Source organism: Neolewinella antarctica (assembly GCF_011927835.1).
GTDB lineage: Bacteria > Bacteroidota > Bacteroidia > Chitinophagales > Saprospiraceae > Neolewinella > Neolewinella antarctica.
In genome coordinates, this window is record NZ_JAATJH010000004.1 from 463,191 (window position 1) to 483,836 (window position 20,646).

Annotated in this window: 22 protein-coding genes; 10 read left to right on the top strand and 12 right to left on the bottom strand. The window is 54.0% G+C overall.

Features of this window, described 5'->3' with window-relative positions:
* Nucleotides 1-7: 7 nt before the first annotated feature.
* The 9 genes from GGR27_RS14095 to GGR27_RS14130 all read right to left on the bottom strand — a co-directional run bounded on the left by GGR27_RS14095 (nt 8) and on the right by GGR27_RS14130 (nt 7,722).
* On the bottom strand, nt 8-940 hold the full coding sequence (locus tag GGR27_RS14095; RefSeq protein ID WP_168038388.1) for an energy transducer TonB: 933 nt from the start codon (nt 938-940) through the stop codon (nt 8-10).
* A 27-nt stretch (nt 941-967) separates the two neighbouring features.
* Entirely contained in the window at nt 968-1,408 is a 441-nt protein-coding gene (locus GGR27_RS14100; RefSeq protein ID WP_168038390.1) for a VanZ family protein, read from the bottom strand.
* 3 nt (nt 1,409-1,411) lie between these two features.
* Nucleotides 1,412-1,801 (bottom strand): glycine cleavage system protein GcvH, encoded by a 390-nt coding sequence (gene gcvH / locus GGR27_RS14105; protein ID WP_168038392.1) that lies wholly within the window; start codon nt 1,799-1,801, stop codon nt 1,412-1,414.
* A gap of 97 nt (nt 1,802-1,898) precedes the next feature.
* Nucleotides 1,899-3,200 (bottom strand): citrate (Si)-synthase, encoded by a 1,302-nt coding sequence (locus tag GGR27_RS14110; RefSeq protein WP_168038394.1) that lies wholly within the window; start codon nt 3,198-3,200, stop codon nt 1,899-1,901.
* Nucleotides 3,200-3,325 (bottom strand): hypothetical protein, encoded by a 126-nt coding sequence (locus GGR27_RS20305; RefSeq protein ID WP_262887738.1) that lies wholly within the window; start codon nt 3,323-3,325, stop codon nt 3,200-3,202. The genes GGR27_RS14110 and GGR27_RS20305 overlap by 1 nt, the downstream gene beginning before the upstream one ends.
* Nucleotides 3,326-3,475: 150 nt before the next feature.
* Complete coding sequence (locus tag GGR27_RS14115) at nt 3,476-5,320, bottom strand: stage II sporulation protein M (RefSeq protein WP_168038396.1); 1,845 nt, start codon at nt 5,318-5,320, stop codon at nt 3,476-3,478.
* 258 nt (nt 5,321-5,578) lie between these two features.
* Complete coding sequence (locus tag GGR27_RS14120; protein WP_245184662.1) at nt 5,579-6,586, bottom strand: M28 family peptidase; 1,008 nt, start codon at nt 6,584-6,586, stop codon at nt 5,579-5,581.
* A 48-nt stretch (nt 6,587-6,634) separates the two neighbouring features.
* The gene (locus GGR27_RS14125) at nt 6,635-7,090 is read right to left on the bottom strand and encodes a hypothetical protein (RefSeq protein ID WP_168038398.1); all 456 of its coding nucleotides are present in this window, start codon (nt 7,088-7,090) and stop codon (nt 6,635-6,637) included.
* A 182-nt stretch (nt 7,091-7,272) separates the two neighbouring features.
* Complete coding sequence (locus tag GGR27_RS14130) at nt 7,273-7,722, bottom strand: cupin domain-containing protein (protein ID WP_168038400.1); 450 nt, start codon at nt 7,720-7,722, stop codon at nt 7,273-7,275.
* Between the two features lie 152 nt (nt 7,723-7,874).
* Here GGR27_RS14130 and GGR27_RS14135 point away from each other — a divergent pair, with 152 nt between their 5' ends.
* The 3 genes from GGR27_RS14135 (at nt 7,875) to GGR27_RS14145 (ending at nt 10,340) form a co-directional block, all read left to right on the top strand.
* Nucleotides 7,875-8,693, top strand: coding sequence for a 2,3,4,5-tetrahydropyridine-2,6-dicarboxylate N-succinyltransferase (locus tag GGR27_RS14135; protein ID WP_168038402.1), 819 nt, complete (start codon nt 7,875-7,877; stop codon nt 8,691-8,693).
* Between the two features lie 217 nt (nt 8,694-8,910).
* Entirely contained in the window at nt 8,911-10,032 is a 1,122-nt protein-coding gene (gene recF, locus GGR27_RS14140) for a DNA replication/repair protein RecF (protein WP_168038451.1), read from the top strand.
* Nucleotides 10,029-10,340 (top strand): DUF721 domain-containing protein, encoded by a 312-nt coding sequence (locus GGR27_RS14145; protein ID WP_168038404.1) that lies wholly within the window; start codon nt 10,029-10,031, stop codon nt 10,338-10,340. Before recF ends, GGR27_RS14145 begins: the two co-directional genes overlap by 4 nt.
* 243 nt (nt 10,341-10,583) lie before the next feature.
* Here the strand turns inward: GGR27_RS14145 and GGR27_RS14150 are convergent, their stop codons facing one another.
* Nucleotides 10,584-11,666, bottom strand: coding sequence for an alpha/beta hydrolase (locus tag GGR27_RS14150; RefSeq protein WP_168038406.1), 1,083 nt, complete (start codon nt 11,664-11,666; stop codon nt 10,584-10,586).
* 44 nt (nt 11,667-11,710) lie between these two features.
* Entirely contained in the window at nt 11,711-12,256 is a 546-nt protein-coding gene (locus tag GGR27_RS14155; RefSeq protein ID WP_168038408.1) for a hypothetical protein, read from the bottom strand.
* 206 nt (nt 12,257-12,462) lie between these two features.
* On the opposite strand from GGR27_RS14155, the gene pyrH reads away from it, so the two are divergent.
* On the top strand, nt 12,463-13,176 hold the full coding sequence (gene pyrH / locus GGR27_RS14160) for a UMP kinase (protein WP_209037948.1): 714 nt from the start codon (nt 12,463-12,465) through the stop codon (nt 13,174-13,176).
* 23 nt (nt 13,177-13,199) lie between these two features.
* Here pyrH and GGR27_RS14165 read toward each other — a convergent pair whose 3' ends face one another.
* Complete coding sequence (locus GGR27_RS14165) at nt 13,200-13,979, bottom strand: hypothetical protein (RefSeq protein ID WP_168038410.1); 780 nt, start codon at nt 13,977-13,979, stop codon at nt 13,200-13,202.
* Nucleotides 13,980-14,145: 166 nt separating this feature from the next.
* On the opposite strand from GGR27_RS14165, the gene GGR27_RS14170 reads away from it, so the two are divergent.
* From GGR27_RS14170 to GGR27_RS14195, 6 genes are all read left to right on the top strand, one after another.
* A complete protein-coding gene (locus GGR27_RS14170; protein WP_168038412.1) occupies nt 14,146-14,877 on the top strand; it encodes a phenylalanine 4-monooxygenase in 732 nt (243 codons plus the stop codon).
* Nucleotides 14,878-15,075: 198 nt separating this feature from the next.
* Nucleotides 15,076-15,693, top strand: coding sequence for an aminoacyl-tRNA hydrolase (gene pth, locus GGR27_RS14175; RefSeq protein WP_168038455.1), 618 nt, complete (start codon nt 15,076-15,078; stop codon nt 15,691-15,693).
* Between the two features lie 134 nt (nt 15,694-15,827).
* A complete protein-coding gene (locus GGR27_RS14180) occupies nt 15,828-17,351 on the top strand; it encodes a phytoene desaturase family protein (protein ID WP_168038414.1) in 1,524 nt (507 codons plus the stop codon).
* Nucleotides 17,344-18,180 carry a phytoene/squalene synthase family protein gene (locus GGR27_RS14185; protein WP_168038416.1) on the top strand — a complete coding sequence of 279 codons (837 nt, stop codon included), beginning with the start codon at nt 17,344-17,346 and terminating at the stop codon, nt 18,178-18,180. Before GGR27_RS14180 ends, GGR27_RS14185 begins: the two co-directional genes overlap by 8 nt.
* Nucleotides 18,181-18,298: 118 nt before the next feature.
* Nucleotides 18,299-18,898 (top strand): carotenoid biosynthesis protein, encoded by a 600-nt coding sequence (locus GGR27_RS14190; protein ID WP_245184666.1) that lies wholly within the window; start codon nt 18,299-18,301, stop codon nt 18,896-18,898.
* Complete coding sequence (locus GGR27_RS14195; protein WP_168038420.1) at nt 18,895-20,031, top strand: lycopene cyclase family protein; 1,137 nt, start codon at nt 18,895-18,897, stop codon at nt 20,029-20,031. The genes GGR27_RS14190 and GGR27_RS14195 overlap by 4 nt, the downstream gene beginning before the upstream one ends.
* Nucleotides 20,032-20,646 lie beyond the last annotated feature (615 nt).

A 20,646-nucleotide genomic window follows, 5' to 3' on the forward strand; every position in this document is an offset into this window, starting at 1 on the left:
GGAACGCTTACTCGAGCTTAAACTTAACGGGAAGGTTAAACTGCACGCGAACGTTACGTCCACCCTGCTTACCCGGTACCCATTTTTTACCTTCTGAATTCATCAATTCGACAACGCGAAGAGCTTCTTCACCGGTCTTGGCACCGGGGTTACGGACGACTTTGGCGTCGGTTACCGTACCGTCCTTCTCGACTACGAAAGCAACAACGGCCATTCCTTCAACACCGTTCTCACGGGCGATGGCGGGATACTTGATGTTACCGTAGATAAATTCCAACATCTTCTTATCCGCGCAGGCCTTCTGCTCGGCGTAAGCGGCCGAAACGTCACAGCCGGGGAAGAGTGGCATCTGCTCCACTACTTTGAAGATCTCTTCTTCTTTTGGTGCGGGTGGTGGCGGCGGTGGTGGTGGCGGGGGTGGGGGACCTTCGTCCTTCACGACTTCCTTCACGACCTCTTCCATGACGGTTTCTTCGTCGACGGACATGTCCTCGAAGGGCGGTGGCTCTTCTTCGATCATATCTTCCTCCGGTACTTCCTCGATGACGGGCGGCGGTGGTGGTGGGGGCGGTGGTGGTGGCTCGGCGGTCCGCGGTGGCTCCATCTCGATTTCCTCGTCGAGCTCAAGCGCTCCGGCGGGGATGATGATGGCATCGGTGTACTGCGTCCAACCAAAGGCCAGAAGTGAGACACCGACGGCAAGCGCCAGGCCAAAATTAAAGAAGGTAGGGCTGAGACCGAATACATCTAAGGCCTCGTACTTAGCGCGGTTAGCGATGTACGATTTGTTAGCGTTATCAGGGTCTTTATAATCACCTTGGAGTGCTTTTTCGGTACGCTTGGTGTAGACTGACTTCATAAAGATGATCAGACCAACCAGCGCGGCGAAAATTAACACCAAAGTAATCGCCAGTGTACCTCCGGGGAGTTCGACATTCATGACTGTTGGGTTAAAAAAAGTTATTCGTTAAGCCCGCTCCGCGGAGTAGGCCTTAGTGTAAAGTAAGAGGGCGAGCCAAAAAACCAGGCCACCGACGACGGCACCAATCAGGTTGGCGACCATATCAACGTAGTCTGCTTCCCGGCCTAAACCGGTTAGCCCCTGTAGCACTTCCATCAGCGCACCAAAAGCAGCGGCGACAAAAATGGAGTAAGCAATACCTCTACGTGAGTAGATTTGGTATAATTCCAAAGACAATAATAGCGCAAAAATGGCGTAAGCCCCAAAATGCGCGACTTTATCCGGCGAAAACAGCTCTGTCCAGTCCGGAATTTTGGGGAGGCCGCTGCTCGGGAGCAAACTGACCGCCGCCAAAAGAATAGTATAAAGGATAAGCGCCAGCCGTTGCCAGCGCCTCAGTTGGGGGTAAGATGACGACCGGTCATCTTTTGGTGGGTGAGGGACCAAATTTTACGAAATTAGTTCCGTGTACGCCTCCGGGCTGAGTAATCCTTCCCTGTTTGTGGGGTCGGTGAGCTCAATTTTAATGATCCAGCCCTTTCCGTAGGGATCTTCATTGACCATCGTCGGATTGTCACCATCGTTTTCGTCGAGCTCCTTGTTGAACTCGATAATCTTACCGGCCATGGGCAGGAAAAGATCGCTAGTCGTCTTTACCGCCTCAACGGTACCGAATACTTCGTGGCGATCTAAATCTTCACCTACGGTTTCAACCTCTACGTACACGAGTTCGTCCAGGGCTTCCTGGGCAAAATCAGTAATACCGACGGTGGCGATGTTGCCTTCGATCAACACCCATTCGTGCTCTTCGGTGTAGAAAAGGTTAGCGGGTACGTTCATGGGGGAGCGTTTTAATTGTCTTAGTTTGGTGGGATCAGTCCGATTTCTTTTCGAACTGACGCAGGTCTACGCGCATAATTGCGACGCAGGTAGATACTTATTTCTTGGCCTGTGCCTTGATCCAGTCGGACGTGACGGATTTCGGCCGTTCGAGCGGCATGCCCAAAGCACGGCTCCAGATACCGGCGGCCAGTACGCCGAGGCCACGGCTGACGCCGAAGAGCACGGTGTAGAAACTGAATTCCGGAAAACCGTAATGAACGAGTAGCGCACCGGAGTGTGCGTCGACGTTCGGCCAGGGGTTCTTTACCTTTCCGAGCGCCTGCAGTGCGGGGGGAACTACGTCAAAGATTTTCCAAACCGTATCGATCAGGTCACTATCCTTGATGTACTGCTCGGCAAAACGGCGTTGGGAAGTAAAGCGGGGGTCGGGCTCGCGGAGAACGGCGTGGCCGTAGCCCGGGATTACCTTCCCTTCGTCCAGCGTTTGCTGCACGTACGTGGCGATCTGTTCTTTGGAGGGTGTCTTTGTTCCTAGCGAGTCGATCATTTCGAAGATCCACTTAATTACTTCCTGGTTGGCGAGCCCGTGTAACGGTCCGGCCAGCGCGTTCATGCCGGCGGCGAGGGAGCGGTAGGGGTCGGCGAGGGTAGAGGCGACGAGGTGAACCGTGTGCGCCGAAGCGTTACCACCCTCATGGTCGGCGTGGATGGTGAGGTAAAGGCGCATTAGGCTACGGAAGTCCTTGTCATCCGAACCCAGCATATGCGCGAAGTTGGCACTGTAATCCAGGCTCGTGTCCGGCTCGATGTGCTTACCATCTTTGAAGGCACGGCGGTAGATATAAGCGGCTACGCGCGGGAGGCGGGCAATGAGGTTCATGCTGTCTTCATAGACGGCATCCCAGTAATCAGACTTGGAAAGACCTTCAGCGTAGCGCTTATCGAAGATGCTATCGCCTTGCATGGCCATGATACCGATCGTGAACTGCGTCATCGGGTGGGTATCGGCGGGGAGACTATCGAGGACGGTGTAGCACTGCTGCGGGACTTCAGACCGGCCGTGCCAATCGGCGGTGAGCTGGTCTACTTCTTCTTTGGTGGGGACTTCGCCCGTGAGCATCAGCCAGAAAAGACCTTCAGGTTTTGGCTCGCCCTGGGGGCCGGAGGGGAGGAGTTGCTTAATCTCGGGAATGGAACGGCCACGAAAGCGGATACCAACGTTGGCGTCCAGTTCGCTCGTTTCCCACTGCATCATTTTGATGCCCCGGGCGCCGCTCATGATTTGCCCCAAGGTCACCTCCGCAACTACTTTGTCGCCGCTTTCCTTGCTGATCGCGCGCATTTCTGTATAAAGGGAGAGGGCCTTGTCGGCAAATTTCTGTTTGAGGGTATCCATTAGGCGTTTAAAGTTTTTGGTTGTTTGGTCAAATTCGGGCGGAAAGCCGCGCGGTGTACGTTGACAACGTAGCGCTTGGCGATCAGTTCGGCGGGGTAATTCGAGTCGGCCGACGTGGCGGGCAAATTACGTGATTTCCAATCGTCTTCACGTAATTTTCGGGTAACAATGTAGCCCGGGGCGAAATATTTATCGGCGTACCCAAATCTCTCTGCTCCTCTACTCGTCACCTTTGCACCCGCGACCGCGCCCTAATACCCAGAATAAGTAGCTCATTATTCCATCTCCAAACCCCGCAACTTGCGTCGCGTCCCCACCGATTCGATCTCCCGTAGCAGCGCGTCGGCGTGGTTGATCTCCCGCAATTTGTAAGCAATAAGCGCAAAAGAGACGGCGAGGAGGGCGAACATGAGCGTAAAAATGTACGCGTAGAGAGCCGTCTGGAGGACTGCGTTCAGGTTGTCGAGTTCCGCCGCGTCAGCGTAGATGACCCAGTCGAGGAAGGAGAATAGCAGACCACCAAGAGCCGTATCGATCAGCCACATCAGCGGCACCACCATGACCAGAATGAGGTAAAAATTCGGAATGACGGCACCAAAATTACGCAGGGTATTTCCCAACGTCTCCTTCACGCCCGACAGACCAGAATAGCCCGCGTAGGCCAGGATGAAGACAAACGGTAGTAGGAAAAGCGTGGCAAGGGCCGTCGTTATGTACCCAAAAGAAAGCACGCACGCGGCGCATAATCCAACTAAAAACAGGTAGGCTTCCGACCGCCAACTGGCCGGCAGGATTTTGATGTCCGTCGCGCGCCAAAAGATTTGGGACGATAGGCGGAATACACCGTAAAAATAGGCGGCGACCAACAGTAGGTAGGTGACGTTGCGGTCGCGCGACCAAGTCGTGAAAAGTTCGTGGTAATTACGCAAGTCACCGAGCAAGAACTCGCTACTGAAAGCGTACCGCGCATAAGCTTCGTCACCAAAAAAGTAGAGCGACAGCGCGGTAAAAACAAGCGCGATCGCCGCCGACCCGCCAAACAGCAGCCCCGCCGACTGCCGGGCAATGGAAAGACTCGCCTCCATGTTCTCTCCCGCCCCGCGGATGCGCCGCCGGCTGACCACCTTGTCTTTCTCCGTCGCTTTACGGGGTAATGCGTACTCCCGCTCGGCGGGGTAGGCCGCCACTTTTTTGGGGTACCAGTAATAGTACCAGAAAATGAAAGCGAAGCAGAGCAGAATGAAAAGCGCCCGAATCGCATCCGGTAGCTCCGTGTGTCGCGTCAAATAACTTTCCAGGAAGCCGGCGGCAATAAAAATCGGGATTAGCCCCAGCATGATTTTCAAACCATCGCGAGCCGAGCGTTTGAAGGATTCGAAGCGCGAGAGCGTCCCTGGAAAAAGCAGGCCCATGCCCATCGTCAGGCCAGCCCCTCCGGCAATCACGATACTACTGATCTCCAGTGCGCCGTGGATCCAGATCGTCAGGAAGCTCTCCTGAAAAACGCCCTGGTCGTAAAAGAAATACTGAAAAACGCCGACCATGATTCCGTTGCGCAACAATTGGACTACGGACCCAACGGCAAAGAAAGCACCGGACACAAAGGTCATCAGCGCTACGTAAATATTATTGACGGTAATGGACAGTGCCATTTTGTAGGGCGAAGTTTCCTTGTACACCGCCATCGGGTCACCACCGGCAATGTTGGCCTGCGTCATGTCCATATACTGCTGGCCCATGATCGTTTCGGCGAAAGAGCTGTCGATCCGGTAGCTAACCACGCCGATCAGCATGGCGAGCAGGAAGATGATCAGGGAGATCAGCAACGGCTTGCGGCTGGCGTGAACCGTGCGGGGGAGTTCGTCCGACCAGAAGGAAAAAAAGCGGCTCGTCTCGCCCTTACGGCCTTTGTAGACTTGCAAGAAAGTCCGCTGCGCCAAGTTATTGAGGTAGACACGGACGGACCGGTTGGGGTAGAAGGTGCGGGAGTAGGAAAGGTCATCCGTCGTGTGGATGTAGAGCTCGGTGAGGAGGTCCGGGTCCTGGTCGGTTCCTTCGAGGGCGCGTTCGTAGCGCTTCCACTTTTCTTGGTTTTTGTTGATGAAGTCGGTCTCGCGCATTTTTAGGCGGTAGGAAGATTAGGCGGTAGGCGGTAGGTGGTAGGAAGAATTAGGCGGTAGGTGTTGCCCGCGTTAGGCTTGGTGTTCAGCAAGGTAGATAATTCTCGAATTATGCTTTAGAAGCCGTAGAGTATTTGGCGGACTTCATTATCTACCGCCTACCGCCTACCGCCTACCGCCTACCGCCTACCGCCTACCGCCTACCGCCTACCGCCTACCGCCTACCGCCTACCGCCTACCGCCTACAAGCCTACAAGCCTACAAACTCCCATTCCCCTCCCGATAAACCACGGCCGTAACCACCTGGCCAACCGCCTTAAGCGTCTCCCGGTCGATCTTGTCCATATCGTCATCGTCGGTGTGCCAGTGGCTAACGAAGCCAGTCTCGGTGTCTTTGCGAAAGTTGATGATGTCAATCATCGGGATGCGGGCGATGGTGTTGACGAAGTAGTGGTCGTCGGTGACGGCTTTGCCTTCTTCTTTCGGGAAATAGGGCGCGAATTTTTTGATGGTTCCGGCCAGGTTCCAGACTTTGTCGACGACCGCCGGGGCGAAGCGTTGGCTGACGCCTTCGATGGCGAAACGAGCGTCCTTCGCGCCGACCATGTCCAGGAGGATGCCGTAGCGGGGGCGAGTGCCAGTCAGGTTTTTACTGTAGTGCTGCGCGCCTAGTCCCCAGCTTTCCACGGCGCCGGAATCGCCGTAGTCTTCGGCGTCGAAGAGAACGATGTCAACGCCAATGTTGGGTGGCGCAATGTTTAACTGGCGGGCGATTTCCAGGAGGACGCCGACGCCACTCGCACCATCGTCCGCGCCATTAACGATCGCTTTGGGGTCGTCTTCGAGCGGGCTATCGGCCACGTGGCGCGTATCCCAGTGCGCGGCCAGGAGGACCCGGTCGGTCATTTCCGGATTGTAGCGGGCGATGATGTTGGTGCTGTTCAGCGTAGTGCCGTCGTAGGCGGTGGCGGTAAATTTCTGCTCGGTAATTTCGGCGCCGAAGGCTTTTAGTTTGGCCACGAGCCATTCTCGGGTCCGGTCGTGCGCGGGGGTATTCATTACGCGTGGGCCGAAACCGACTTGGCGGGCAACATAGGCGTAGGCGCTATCGGCGGAAAAGCTAGGCACGGGAACATCCGGCAGGTTGTGCGGTTGCGCGGTCGCGGGTGCAGGGAGGATGGGATCGGTGGTGTCGGGACCGCAACCATAAAGTAGCGTAGCCACGAATAACAATACGACAAACCTGGGAAGATGGGGTAGGAGCAAAGCGAACGGGCGTTTTAGATAAACGAAAACGCAAAGGTCGTAAAAGTATTACCGGCTGCCCGCGCCTTCCTTTATCAGTTCAGCTTCTTCGAGTACGTACATCAGGCGATTAATGTCATCGTTGTTGAGGACTAATTTACCTCTCAGCCGGACTTTATCCGTAGTGTACTTCACCGGTTCCGTGCTGGTAACTTCCATGACCGTCTCCGGGCCAGCGCCGCCACAGAAAAAACACATATTATAAGGATAGGCACTGAAGACGAATTCCGAGTGACTCTTGTACCCCTCAACCGGCACGATGTACCCACTTACCTCGACTACTTGACCCTCCATTTTCTCAATGTCCTTGCTGAACACCGGCACGTCGACCTTAAACCCGAGCAGGTCGTCGTACTTCTTTTCGTAGGTGATCTTGGAAAGCGTCTTCCAAAGATTAACCTCCTGCGCCCGGGCATTCGGCGTCAGGAATAAAACGGCGAGTGCAAAAAGTAGGACTTGTTTCATGGTCGATGGTTTGGGCGGTCAAAGATAAGGAACGTATTTACCGGGGTGGCGGATGTGAAGGGAATGGTAAAAAAGGTCTAGGGTCTGTGGTCCAGGGTCTGTGGTCTAAGGTCTGTAGTCTCTAGTACAGACCGCAGACTACAGACCACAGACTCTAGACCACAGACCACAGACTTCAGACTTCAAATTTCATCCGGTGCAACCTTACCACCCTTCAATTCTTCCCGATCCGTAAACTGGACGATCATCATTGTGCAGGGCTTATTATCGAGTACGCCCGACTTGTGTCCTTGCTCGTCCGTAGTGCCCTGGTCCGCGCCGAAGGAGAGTTCGCCGACGCGCATCTCCACCCGTTGGCCATCCATCGTTTCAACCCACCAGCCGCCGGTGAGCGGGATGATCCACTGAGGTTGCGGATTCTCGTGCCAATCGCCGTCGAAATCGGCGGGGAGTTCACTAAAGATGATCTGAGTAGCGCCCTTCATCAGTTTGTTGTTCCACTGTTCGCCGGAGCCGCCGCCCATGCTTTCGAGTTCGAAGTTGGTGAGGTGGCGTAGTTTTTGGCGGCTTATGCCTTTTTCGTCGGTGTAAACGTGCCAGTAGGGAATGCTGGGGTTGGTTTTGTTGGCCATGATTTAGGAGCTTTTAGTTTGGGGAACAGTGCCGGCCAAAGAGTGTTTCCGAGGTATGTCCGTTAAGCATAAGTGGGTCACCGTCTATCCGCACGTATTCCCCAAAGTTTCTCATCTTTGGCCTCCCATTAAAATATCCCCAAAACAACAAGATGCAGGACGTACGGAACATCATCGAATCCGCTTGGAACGAGCGCGAACTCCTCAAAGAAACCACTACCCAGGAGGCGATCAACTACGTAATCGAAGAGCTCGATAAAGGCCGCCTACGCGTCGCCGAGCCCGCCGATGGAGGAGAATGGAAAGCGAACGAGTGGATCAAAAAAGCCGTCGTGCTGTACTTTCCCATCCGGGAGATGGAAACAATCGAAGTCGGCCCCTTCGAGTTCCACGATAAAATGGCGCTCAAAAAAGATTACGCCAGTCAGGGCGTCCGCGTCGTACCCCACGCCGTAGCCCGCTACGGCGCCTACCTGGAAAAGGGCGTCATCCTGATGCCTAGTTACGTCAACATCGGTGCCCGGGTTGGTTCCGGCACCATGGTCGACACCTGGGCCACGGTAGGAAGCTGCGCTCAGATCGGCCGCAACGTTCACCTTTCCGGCGGCGTCGGCATCGGCGGTGTCCTCGAACCCCTCCAAGCTACGCCCACGATTATCGAAGACGATGCTTTTATCGGTTCCCGTTCCATCGTCGTCGAAGGCGTCCGCGTCGGTAAAGAAGCCGTCCTCGGTGCCAACGTAGTCCTCACCAAATCCACCCGCATCATCGACGTGACGGGTAGCGAGCCGGTGACCCACCGGGGTTACGTACCCCCCCGCTCGGTCGTCATCCCCGGTAGCTACACGAAGTCCTTCCCCGCCGGTGACTACCAGGTTTCTTGCGCGCTAATCATCGGCGAGCGAAAAGAGAGTACGGATAAGAAAACGAGCTTGAACCAGGCGCTGCGGGAGCATGATGTGGCGGTGTAAACTACTGACAACTTTACTGTGCGCACAGAACAATAGTACCAGCATCAAGATAGGACAGCTGCAACACTTCTTCCTCCCTCTTCCTCTTTTTCTTCCTCCACTTCCTCTGGAAACCCGCGGAGCGCTGCCAGAGGCAAAACCCCGTTCCTCCAAAAAAAACCTTGCACCAGCGACCGCGCCACCGCCGCAGGCAGCAGCGAAGCTAAAAAACCACCCCATCCAACTAAAATCCCTAAAACTAACCCAATTCAAAAACTACGAGTCCCAAAAACTGGACTTGAGCACGGGGCTGAACTGCTTCGTAGGCCCAAACGGTGCCGGTAAAACAAACCTCCTCGAAGCCATCTACTTCCTCTGCATGGGCAAATCATTCAGCACCAGCCCCGACGCCTACGCCATCCGCCACGGCGACCAGGGTACCCGCCTTGAGGGGCAGTTCACGAGTGGCGAAACGGGGGCCAGCGACAAAATTGTCGTCAAAGTCCAGAAGCGAAAACGGAAGATCATCGAGCGCAACGGCACGGCCTACGAGCGCCTCGCCGAGCACGTGGGCCGCTACCCCGTCGTCGTAATTACGCCGGACGATACGAACCTCGTCCTGGAAGGCAGCGAACTCCGCCGCCGGTTGCTGGACAATAGTCTGAGCCAGTCCAACCCGACCTACCTCAACCAACTCATCACCTACAACAAGCTGCTAACTAACCGGAACGCCCTGCTCAAGGAACTCGAAGGCCGCAAAGACCCCACCGGCTTGCTCGACGTCTACGACCAACAAATGGCCGAGCCCGCCGCCTACCTCCACGAGAAACGTCGGGAGTTCATCACGCCCTTTACGGACATCTTAACCGACACCTACGCCGTCATCTCCGGCCAGCAGGAAGAAGTAGGCATCACGTACCGAAGTCACCTCAACGATACTACCTGGGCGGAAGTGACGCAGCAGCGCCGGGAAAAAGACCGCCTCCTCCAACGCACCACCGGCGGCGTGCACCGTGACGACCTGGTCTTCACCCAGGGCGGCCACCCCTTACGCCGCGTCGCCAGCCAGGGCCAGCTAAAATCTTTCGTTCTCTCCCTAAAACTCGCCCAGTACCGCCTCCTAGAAACCAACACCGGCAGAACCCCTATCTTACTGCTCGACGATATTTTCGATAAGCTCGACCGCGACCGCGTCCGCCAACTCCTCGGCCTCGTCCTCAGCGCCGGCTTCGGACAGGTCTTCCTCTCCGACACCGATCCGGAACGCGTCACCGCGCTCATCGAAGGTGGCGAAGAAACGGCTTGGAAACGATTTCTGGTCCGGGACGGGCAAGTAACCGCAGCAGCCGAAGAAGCATGAAAAGTAAGAGAAACCAACGCTCCGAAGAGACCCTCACCGTTAAGGATGCTTTTCTACGCATGCTCCGCGCTAACAAAGAGAACGAGGCCGGCTACTTCAAGGCCCGCATCAGGCTGGTTTGGGAACCCTTTTTTGGGAAGCACGTTGCCGAGAATACTAATAACATTATGGTTCGTAACCGCCGGCTTTACGTGTACGTCAAAAATGCGCCGCTCCGCGCCCAAATGATGACCGTGCGTCAGGGGATTCGTGACCGGCTGAATAAGGAATTCGGGGAGGATTATCTGGAAGAAGTAATCATCAAGTAACTGACCTTACGTATTGAGCACTGCATGAGGCCCAAAATGATTTTTACCACACAAACACAAAAGGAAAAAAACACAAAACAGAATTCAAGCAGAGCGGACCATTTTTGTGTGCTTCGCTTTCTTCTTTTGTGACTTTTGTGTTCGTCTTTCTAAGCTAGCCTTTGCGCTAAAAATTTCCGTGCGAAAGATCAGTCAAGTAAGAATTAATACTATATCATACTGCGCATAGCGCTACTATCATTACTAGCTGTTAAAAAAGAGCCACTCCACCGCCTTAGGAAACTCCACCCCCCACCGAGCCTCATTATGCTGCCCGTGCTCGTCAACCTCCACCCGGAAGTCCACCTGGTCGCTTTCCGTTTGCTTCTCCAACTCCCGACGAAAGCGTCGCATGTTGCTGACCATCGTCTTACTTTCCGCTTCTCCGCCGTAGAGGTATATTTTGCCGCGAAATTTGTCCGACATTTTCATCAGGTGAAAAGGAATTTTTGGCGTCACCCACAGGGAAGGGCTAAAGATCATCAGGCGTTCGTACACCCGGGGGTAAAGAATGCCGGCGTAAATACTCAGCAGGCCACCCATGGAACTACCTCCGACGCCGGTGTGTTCCGGTCCGGTGAGCGTCCGGAACTGCTGGTCGACGTAGGGTTTGAGGTGCTTGACGAGGAAGTCTACAAATCCACGGCCATCTCCTTTGCCCAGGCGCGTATTAAATGAGGGCGTGAATTCACTCACCCGCTTATCGGCGGCGTGGTCGATGGCGATGACGATCAGGTCACCCTGCCCTTTAGCGGCCATGCTAGCCAAGCGCTTATCGACGCCCCAGGAGCCGTAGGGGGCGTGCTCCTCCAGTAGGTTTTGTCCGTCCTGTAGGTAAAGTACGGGGTAATGTTTGTCGGTTTCGTAGTAGTCGTGGGGGAGGAGGGCGGCGATCCGGCGGGTGCGGATCAGGGTGGGAATCTCAAACTTTTCGCTGAGGACCTCGATCTTCGGTAGCAACTCGTCGCGGTAGTTCAGGCCTTTGTTGGCCCAAGTGACGACCAGGTCGGGGACGGACCAGTCTTCGGCCACGAACCGCGTGTGGTTGAAGGTGCTTGCGCCGTAGGGGCCCAGCTCGACGGCTTCCCAACCGCCCCGGGTGTACTTGTACTCGACGCGGTCCGTACCTTCCGGCAGGTCAACGTCGACGGAGTATTCGTTGGGCTGGCCGGAGGGAAGGAGGCGGTAAGCCTCTTTGGCCACGGACCAGCTATTGAACGTACCGGCCACAAAAATGGGGCGGTCGTCGTCGGTATCGGTAACTAGGTGTAAAGTCTTGCGGGGCATAAGGCCAGGTAATTCTGGCGCGAAGGTAGGTAATTGAGGCTACGCTAATCTAGGTCGCCGACGGCCTGTACGGACCATTCGAGGCGGGCGTCAAATGATATTGTGGTGACGTTTACGGGGAAAAGCACGACTTCTACCCGCATCTGTTCGCCGAGAAAGGTCTCCCGGGCGTTGACGAGGCTGGGGTTAAGGTTGACGGTTCTCAAGTTGCGATTGACGAGGTCGTCCACGGTAAAAATGAGTTGGGCTGGGTCGCAGCCAGTCCGCTGGCCCAGGGGGCAGGCGCGTAGTTCGATGCGCCTGATCTCATTAAAATTGTCGCCGGTCAGGGACACTACACGGGCGCGAAAACCACCGATTAGATCAATGTCATCAGCCGTAACGTTCGCTCGGGCGATTTCCTCGGCAAACCTAGTCGGCAGCGATGCTTGTGGAGCCACTATCGTGCTGTTGCTCTGCTGGCCGGCCGGGATGACGAAGTCATGAACCGGGTATTGTACTTCAAACAAGCGCTCACCTTCAGCATTACCCAAGCAGCCCAGAATAGTTAACAGCGAAAACGCGGCGGAGAAGTAGAAGAATTTGGCCATACGGCGAGTGCAAGGTTGGTGGGGGAAGAGCGGTGGAGAGTAGATAACGCCCGTAATTCCCGTAAAGGTATACTGAATTTGCCCCTCAAACATTGCTCAGAAAAACTCGCCCTTTGCACCTGCGCGACGCGACAGTTAATCCCGATTTAATCGTGTAACCGCGCCCGAATATCTACCTTTGTCCATCGAACAAACCAACCCCCGCCATGGCCCTGAAGTACCGTCGAGTAATGTTGAAACTGAGTGGCGAAACCCTGATGGGTGACCAACAATACGGAATCGACTCCAAAATGCTGGTTTATTACACCAAGCAGATTAAGGACCTCATCGACATCGGCGTGGAGGTCGCCGTGGTCATTGGTGGCGGGAATATCTTCCGGGGCCTGAGCGCCGCGGAATCCGGCGTCGAACGGACCCAGGGCGACTACATGGGGATGCTCGCCACGGTCATCAACGGTATGGCCCTCCAGAGTATGATGGAAACCCACGGCGTGTACACCCGCCTCATTTCCGCCATCAAGATGGAGCAGATCGCCGAGCCCTACATTCGCCGCCGCGCCATGCGCCACCTCGAAAAAGGCCGCGTCGTGATCTTTTCCGGCGGCACGGGTAATCCCTACTTCACCACCGACAGCGCCGCCGCCCTGCGCGCCAACGAGATTAAAGCCGACGTCATCCTCAAGGGTACCCGCGTCGACGGTATCTACTCCGCCGACCCAGAAAAAGACCCGGACGCGGTGAAGTACGACCACATTACGTATAAGGAAGTGATGCAAAAAGGCTTGCAGGTCATGGACCAGGCCGCCTTTGCGCTCTGCGGCGAAAATGACCTGCCCATCATAGTATTCGACATCAACGAGCCGTCTAACCTCCGCAAGATTATGTTTGGGGAGCAGGTGGGGACGCTGGTGACGAATTGAGGAAGTTCTTGCTTAGGCCTGTACTAGAACGCATAGTTGATGGAGCCCATTAGTTGGTGTTCGCGGGTACTACTTCTGTAGGCAACGCCGGCTGGCTGCCCTTGAAAGGTGATATTGGGTGAGTCGGGGAAACTACAAAAGCAGTCGAAATAGAGGACTTTAGCCTCGGATTTAATAAAAGCGTCAAAACCATACCGGAGTCCAATCGATAGTTTTGAGGTGATATCGAAATAGGTAGTAATTACCGTTTGTAGCCTGAATTTTCCGGACGTCACCGCGTAATCCGCATCGTCGGCAACTCGGGCATCGTAGACGATCGCTTCATCAAACTTAGCGTCGAAAGTTTTGTAAGGGCCGGGAAGCCGTTCGTATGGCTGGGTGGGGATACTCACCACGATTGCCGACCCGTTACCTAAGCGCCGCGCACCCCTCAATTGTAAGCCTAGTCGTAAGTCGCCTATTTTCCGTTCTACGCCAGTTGCGAAAGTCAACCGATCATCCTGGCCAGTCACCAGAACGGGCAGGGTTGAATAGTCCGAAACATAAATTCGTGAAGGCATCTCCGGACGGGGTGCCGCGATTTCCCAGTCCATATTTGTTCTTTCTACGCCGGCACTGATTACCCACGTATAAGCGGGGTTAATGGGAACCCGGTAATCTAGGCGGATACCGTACGCGAATTCATGACTAACCTCGGCGGCATTTTTACCTGCCTCTAGACCGAGACTAAAGCCCGTGTACTGAGCGGAGAGCGTGCTGGCTACTGAACTGAGTACCAGCAGAAACAAGAGACAATATTTCATTCTTAGCTATTTTGCTAGTAGACGTCGGTGTGATTATGAATCGTTGGTACTGGACGTGTTAAAACATCCCGGGGGTGCGGAAAAAGTGAAACTTCATCGATGTCAAAATTAAGTTGCTCGAACAACATTTGCCACGCTATCTTTATTCTATAATAAAGCCACCACCATGACCGCCACCTTCAGCCCTTTTCAAGACTACTCCGCCTACACGCCAGCCGATTATGCCGTCTGGCAAAAATTAACCGCCCGGCAACTAACTACGCTGAGCGATTACGCCTGTGAAGAGTACAATGACTGTGTCAAAGCCCTTCACCCGGTCATTTCTCCGGAGCAACCGCCCCGCTTCGACGAACTGAACGAGCAACTCAAAGCCGCTTACGGCTGGTCGATCAAGGTGGTCCCCGGATTTTTACCCGTCGATGAGTTCTTCGGTTTACTGGCGAATAAGCGCTTCTGCTCCAGCACCTGGCTGCGCACCGAAAAGCAGCTCGACTACATCGAAGAGCCCGACATGTTCCACGACATCTTCGGCCACATCCCGCTCTACCTGAATGCCGACTACGCCAGTTTCGCCCAGAAACTCGGAGCGCTCGGCGTCAAATACCACGACGACGAGGAGAAAATTACCCAGCTGCAACGCCTTTACTGGTTCACGATCGAGTTCGGCGTCATCCGCCAGCACGGCGAGTTGAAGGTGTACGGCGCGGGCATTTGTAGCAGCTACGGTGAGGTATTACACGTGTTTAACGATTCGAAAGTAGAAGTGGTTCCCTTCGATCTCGATGCGGTGCTCCAACAGGATTTCATTATTTCCGAAGTTCAAAACAAGTATTTTGCCATCAACGACTTTTCCGAGCTCTGGGCCGTCGTTGACGAGTTGGGGGCACGCTGGAGCTAAGGGCGCGGACGCAGGTGCTAGGTTTGTGGGTAGGCAACGATTCAACGTACCACCTATCTTACCCCGGTGGGGTGAGCTGAGTAGCGACGGTGCCGTTTCCGCAACGCGCAGAACAGCTACCTTTGTCCCATGCGCACCTTTCTCCGCCGGCTATTCAACCTGTTGTCAGAGCCAACTGCGGAAGCAACCCCCAACCCCATGAAGTTCCTAGTCGTCGGCCTCGGCAACCCCGGAGATAAATACGCCGAAACCCGCCACAACATTGGCTTCAAAGTCATCGAATCTTTAGCCGGCGACTGGCAAAATGTCAGCCACGGTCAACTGGCGCGGATCAAGCACCGGGGTAAACAAGTGCTACTACTTAAGCCGGACACCTTTATGAACCTGAGTGGTAAGGCCGTTCGTTACTGGCTCCAAAAGGAAGGTATCCCCAAAGAAAACCTACTCGTCGTTGTCGACGACCTCCACCTGGATTTTGCCAACATCCGTCTACGAGGTAAAGGCGCTGATGCCGGTCATAACGGGTTGAAATCCATCGACCAACTAAACGATGGCAATAAGTATGCCCGCCTCCGCTGCGGCATCGGGCGCGATTTCCACCCCGGTGAGCAAGCTAACTACGTCCTGAGTGAATGGACGGAGACAGAACGTAAAGGCTTACCCGACTTGGTCAAAACCGCCGGCGAGATGGTACTGAGTTTCTGCGGCCACGGACTGCAAAACACAATGAGCAAGTTCAACAACAAGCCGAAAAAGGAGAAGGAGGCGAAACCTTCGGATGGCAATAAAGAAGTAGGCACGCCAAAAGCGGAATAATGCTTTGTGGTTAATTGTGACTGTTACTGTCGCTTAGAGCTCTTACTTCTCAATCGCTAGATTACTTCCAAAGGAGCCTCCCCCCAAAACTAGTCTGGTACTTTGCGGTTACACCGGGGATTAACTAACCTCTTTTGAAGACACAAATCACCGTTATCGGCGCCGGTTTCTCCGGCCTTTCCGCCGCCTGCTACCTCGCTCGCGAAGGTTATCAGGTGCGCATCCTCGAGAAAAACGAAGGACTGGGTGGTCGTGCCCGGACCTTCTCCGCCGAAGGGTTTCAGTTCGATATGGGGCCCAGTTGGTACTGGATGCCGCAGGTCTTCGAAGACTTCTTCAACGATTTTGGTTCTTCCGCCGCGGAGCACTACGACCTTATCCGGCTCGACCCGAGCTACGAGATCTACTTCGGCAAAGGTGACCGCATGGACGTCCCCGCCTCTACGGAAGAACTGTACGCGCTTTTCGAAAGACTCGAGCCAGGTAGCTCCACCAACCTCAAAAAATTTCTTTCCGAAGCGGAGTACAAATACCGTGTGGGTCTAGGTGAGTTTGTCCAGAAACCTGGGCACAGCATCCTGGACTTTGCGGATTTCCGCGTCGTTAAAGCCGCGATGAAGCTGCAGATGTTGACCGATATGTCTACCTATGTCCGCAAACTCTTTAAGCATCCGCAATTGCGCGAGCTGCTGGAATTCCCCGTCCTGTTTCTCGGGGCAACGCCCGCCGATACGCCTGCGCTCTACAGTCTGATGAACTACGCTGACCTGGAGTTAGGCACCTGGTACCCGATGGGCGGCATGCACAAGATCATCGAAGGTATGGTTTCCGTGGCGGAAGGCTTGGGAGTCGAGATTATTGCTGGTTCCCCCGTCGCGAGTGTACAAACTAAGAAAGGCAAGGTCGAAACCGTTACGGTTGCCAACGGCTCTGTCTACCAAACGGACGTACTCATTTGCGGAGCTGATTACCACCATTTCGAGCAGCAGGTCCTTGATCCAGTAGACAGAGTCTACAACGAAGCTTACTGGAAAAAGCGCGTGATGGCACCTTCGAGTCTGCTCTTCTACGTAGGGATAGATCGGAAAATTCCCGACCTCCACCACCACACGCTGTTCTTTGATGCGGATTTCGATCGGCACGCCCACGAAATTTATACCGAACCGGCCTGGCCGGAAGATCCCCTCTTCTACGTCTGCGCCCCTTCCATCACCGACCCTAGCGTCGGCCCGGAAGGCAAAGAGAATTTATTTTTCCTCTTACCCCTTGCCTCCGAGATTGAAGACACGCCAGAGCAGCGCGAGAAGTACTGGAACTTGATGTGTGATCGTTTTGAGGGAAGAACTGGTGTAGACATTCGTCCTCACGTTGTTTACAAACGAGGGTTCGCCCACAAAGAATTTAAGGAAGACTACAACGCCTACCGGGGTAATGCCTATGGTTTGGCTAATACCCTGACCCAAACTGCCTTCCTCAAACCGAAACTTCGCAGTAAAAAGCTGAAAAATCTATGGTACACCGGCCAACTCACTACCCCCGGCCCCGGAATGCCCCCCAGCATCATCTCGGGCGAAGTAGCCGCTCGCGACGTTCATACAGACATCACCGGCAAGAAAGATCTTACCCCTTACCCCCAGCCAGTCGTTCAGCATGCTTGATCTTTATAAAAAAACCTGTAGGGAGTGCGCATCCCTGATTACCCGCCGCTACAGCACCAGCTTTAGCATGGGTATCCGTGTGTTCGACCAGCCTTTGCGTGCCCCGATCTATGGCATCTACGGCTTCGTGCGTTTTGCCGATGAGATCGTGGATACTTTTCACGGACATAACAAGGAACAGTTACTAGCTCGCTTCCGGCGCGATACTTATCAAGCCATCGAAGAAGGCATCAGTCTGAATCCCGTACTTCAGGCTTTCCAGGAAGTAGCCAACCGTTACAGCATCGGCCGCGATCTGATCGATCCGTTTCTGGATAGCATGGCGATGGATCTCGAAGTAAGCCGTTATCACGATGGGCTCTATAAGGAATACATTTACGGTAGCGCCGAAGTCGTTGGCTTGATGTGCCTCAAGGTTTTCCTCGATGGCGACGTGGCGGAGTACGAAAGACTGAAAGCACCGGCCTGCGCGCTGGGCTCAGCCTTCCAGAAGATTAACTTCCTCCGGGACATCAAGAGCGACTACGAAGAGCGCGGCCGGGTCTACTTCCCAGGCGTGGACTACAATAAATTCACGAATGAGGTTAAGAAAGAGATCGAAGCGGACATCAAAGCTGATTTCGATTTTGCCTATACGGGGATAAAGCAACTGCCGCATTCCGCCCGCCTCGGTGTCTACCTAGCCTACGTGTACTACACCAAGCTTTTTCAGAAGATTAAAAACTCTCCCGCTACGCAAATCGCCGACGAGCGTATTCGCGTCCCGGATAGCCGTAAGGTCTACCTGCTGGCCAGCAGTGCCGTAAAGCATCGCTTCAACTTACTGTAAATCTTCGTCCGGCTTGAGTACTGACTCCAAACTTGTTTCCCCGACTGTACTGTCGACATTTGAGCGCTATTTCGGCGCTTTTCTGTTATTTGCTTTTGCCTCGGGCACGCTAGCACATTTGCTCCCCGCCGTATTGCCCATCACTCGCTACACTACGGACGGCTTACTGCTAGTGCTGAACGGTGTACTGCTGTATACCATCTACGTGCGTAATCGAGATGACGCATTGCTCTGGTGGTTAGTCGTTGCTTACGTATTCACCTTCGCTACGGAAGCCATTGGGGTAGCAACCGGTGCCATCTTTGGGGAGTATGCCTACGGACCAACCATGTGGGCACAGTGGCTCGACGTTCCCTTCGTCATCGCGCTGAACTGGTGCGCACTCACCCTCGCCTGTAATGAATTAGCGGTGAGAATATTCGGAGACCCCGCCAAGAATAATAAGAGTTTCCTTCTACGCTCCGTTATCGTATCCTTAGTTGCTGGAACGCTGACTGCCTTGTACGATGTAGTTATCGAACCGGTCGCCATTAAGCTTGACTATTGGAATTGGGCCGCGGTTGACATCCCACTTCAGAATTACTTTGCCTGGGCGCTGGTCGCCTTCATGATCTCCCTACCCTTACATTTACTTAAGATCCGCTTCCGTAGTCCGCTACTATTAATCTACTTCTTCGCACAGCTTTTCTTCTTTGTCGTCCTCAATATCCTGTTATGAATAAGGAATACGATATCGCCGTCCTGGGTGGAGGACTTGCCGGACTGAGTGTATTGTATCACCTCATCAAAGCGGGAAAGCTAGAAGGGAAGAAGGCGTTGCTGGTTGACCCCGAAGGACGCAAGTCTGCTCACGACCGTACCTGGTCTTTCTGGGAAACGGAGCCCGGTCCCTTCGAGGCGCAGGTTTTCCACCGCTGGCACGAGGTGACGGTGCACGATCGGGACCGTGATCTGAATTGTAAGTTGCATCCTTACGTATATAAGCTCATACGCAGCAGCGAATTTTACGCACACGTAAACATGGTCATTGACGATTCTGGTGCGGTAACCAGAATTGAGCAGGTAGCCAGTGACGTAGAGGGTCACTCCGACAAAGTAACGTTCAGGGTAGGGGAGGAAGCCTACCAAGTAAACCATGCTTTTTCCTCCATTCCCTTGCACCTGCGTCCGCGCCAAATCAAGGAACCTTATCTCGACCAGCACTTCCGGGGCTGGTACGTGAAGACGGAAGAAGAGATCTTTGACCCAGGTGTTGCCGCCCTGATGGATTTCCGCACACCCCAGGAGAATGAAACCCGTTTCCTGTACGTCTTGCCTTTCAGTAAGACGGAAGCAGTAGTAGAGATCGCGATCTTCAGTAATGTCCACCTAAAGATGGAAGAGTACGATCGGCTGATTGGTAATTACATCAAGGAGCACTGGACGGTGCAACCTTACACGATCGAGCACTACGAAAATGGGAACATCCCCATGACGACCTACCCTTTTCCGCGGTGGGATGGTAACCTTATATACATAGGTCTGCGCGGGGGTGCGGCGCGGCCGAGTACGGGCTATACCTTTTATGGTCTGCAACGGCAACTTGTTGAGCTGGCCGATTCATTCCCCGCCACCCCTCCGAAACCGTGGCGCAATCGTGATATAATGTACGATGCGACCATTCTCAGAATCCTCCAGGACAATCGCTTACCCGGCGATCAGGTCTTTACTGATCTTTTTCAGCGGAATCCTACGCCCAGGCTGCTCAGTTTTCTCAATGGGGAGAGTACCGTAGGTCAGGAATTGGCGCTAATGTCCACAACGAACATCGCTCAATTCGGGCGCTCCTTCGTTAGTGAGATTTTTAATTAAAATTTTTTGCGCGATCCCGATAGCTATCGGGAGTGCAGAGAAGATAAGCCAGATGCGGGGTGTCGGGGGTTAAGCATTTAAACTGATAATGCTGATTAGGGAAAACAAGTATCGAAACGCTTGCGCACGTCATGCGGAGTACCTTATCTTTGTCGTCCGCTCCGTGAGAAACGTCTCGTGGTAGAACGGTGAAAACAAGGTCGAAAAGCATCTTTTGAGCTGCTTCTCAGACAAGCAAAAAGATTTAGAAATAACTTTCTAAATCGCTTGTTTAACTGAAGTTCTTCATCGTACCTTTGCGGCCCGCAACGAGGAATGCCTCGGTAGAAACGCGGAAGAAAGAGACGAAGCGAGGTTGATTTATCATCTTCACTTTACGCGAAAAGATTTCGAAATTAACTTTCAAATCACTTGCACGGCTTCTCTTCTTCAACGTATCTTTGCGGCTCCTTAACGAAGGGGAGGAGAAAGAAAGCTACTTCAAACTGCTTCGGCAATAAGTTTTGAAATACTTTCCCTCAAGTGTTGCACAAGAAGAGAACGGGTTGTAATTTTGCACCCGCTTTGAAAGCAAGGCGAACGAAACAAGCTGCTTAAATAACCTTGACGGTTACA